This is a genomic window from Actinomadura sp. KC345, from assembly GCF_004348515.1.
Lineage (GTDB): Bacteria > Actinomycetota > Actinomycetes > Streptosporangiales > Streptosporangiaceae > Spirillospora.
Window position 1 is genome coordinate 1 of record NZ_SMKH01000563.1, and the last position, 1,583, is coordinate 1,583.

Below are 1,583 nucleotides of genomic sequence, written 5' to 3' on the forward strand. Positions count from 1 at the left end.
GGGGGTGTGTGGGGGCCGGAGGACGGTCGCCGAGCGGAGCTCGTCGATGAGTCGATGAATGGCAGTACGGGGCCGCCCCGGCCCTGGGGTCAACGGATTTGAGGCTCTCTTAAGGTTTCCTTCGGGAAGTCAGCGCTGGACGGCCTGCTTGACCTTGCCGGCCTGGACCGCCGTCCCCGCCTTCACGGTCTGGCCCGCCTTCATGGCCTTCGCCGCCTGCGTGGCGGTCCCGGCCCTGACCGCCTGCCCGGTACGCGCGGCCCGGCTCGGCGGAGCCGCCTTGCCGATCTTGAACGCGCCGCCCGCCCGGGAGCTCTTCAGCGCGCCGCCCGCCTTCCCGGCCTTGCGCACGCCGGCCTTGCCGGCCTTCAGCGCGCCGCCCGCCTTTCCCGCCTTGAACGCGGCGCCCGGCTTCGCCGACCTGGCGGCCCTGGTCGCCTTGGCCGACTGCTTGGCGGCCTTGCGCCCGCCCTCGGCGCGGGCGATGCGCACCTGCCGGGCCGCTTCGCGGCGGGCGTCGCGGAGCGCGACCGCGGCCTCGCGGCGCATCGCCTTGGCCTCGGCGCCGCTCTTGATCTGCGTCTCCCGCGCCGCGCGGCGCAGCTCCGCCATGCGCGGCGGGCGCCGCGGCTCGGCGGCCACCATCAGCAGCGCGCCGAACATGCCGGCGTTCTTCAGCAGGTGGGAGCGCTCGCTGGCGCGGCGCTCGGGGTCGTCCTCGCTCCAGAACCGGTGCTCGGTCGCCAGCGCCGGGACCAGCTGGGCGGCGAGCAGCAGCGTGGTCAGCCGCCGGAACCTGCCGGTCAGCAGCAGGGCGCCGGTACCGAGGCTCAGCGCGCCCTCCATGCGGACGAGTGTCTCGGGGTCCTTGGGCAGCCATTCGATCCGGTCGGCCACCGGCTTGATCGCGGGGCCGACCCGCTCGGCGCGCTCGCGCGGGTCGCGGATGGCTTCCAGGCCGGTCATGATGTACGGCGCCGCCACGAACGGGCGGGCCAGGGTCGTGAAGGGTCGCATGACCGGCTACATGCCCATCACGCCACGGCTCAAGCACGGCAGGATGGGACCCATGTGCGGACGCTATGCCACCACCCGGGCGCGGCAGGAGCTGCTGGACGAGTTCCAGGTGCAGCTCGACGCCGTCGACGGGGACATCCAGCCCGACTACAACGTCGCCCCGACGAAGCAGGTTCCGGTCGTCCTCAACCGGCGCCCCAAGGACGCCCCCGAGGAGGAGGCGGCCGTCCGGCAGCTGCGGACGGTCCGCTGGGGGCTCGTCCCGTCGTGGGCCAAGGACCTCTCCATCGGCTCCCGCATGATCAACGCGCGGTTCGAGACCGTGCACGAGAAGCCGTCGTACCGCCGCGCGTTCGCCCGGCGCCGCTGCCTGCTGCCCGCCGACGGCTACTTCGAGTGGTACGTGCTCCAGGACCAGGGCGGCTCGCCGGACCCGGCCGAGGGCGAGAAGAAGGCCAAGAAGAAGCCGCAGAAGCAGCCCTACTTCATCCGCCCGAACGACGGCGCCGTCATGGCGATGGCCGGGCTCTACGAGTTGTGGAAGTCGCCCAAAGGCGGTTCCGGGG

Annotated in this window: 2 protein-coding genes; one reads left to right on the forward strand and one right to left on the reverse strand. The window is 73.3% G+C overall.

Annotation, left to right across the window (positions count from 1 at the left end; all coding sequences use genetic code 11):
- Window positions 1–129 precede the first annotated feature (129 nt).
- Complete coding sequence (locus tag E1281_RS39580) at window positions 130–1,017, reverse strand: DoxX family membrane protein (RefSeq protein WP_207943794.1); 888 nt, start codon at window positions 1,015–1,017, stop codon at window positions 130–132.
- On the opposite strand from E1281_RS39580, the gene E1281_RS39585 reads away from it, so the two are divergent.
- Window positions 1,016–1,583, forward strand: a 568-nt coding sequence (locus E1281_RS39585; protein ID WP_243717816.1) for an SOS response-associated peptidase, incomplete at its 3' end; no start/stop codon positions are given. The two genes, E1281_RS39580 and E1281_RS39585, sit on opposite strands and share 2 nt — an antisense overlap.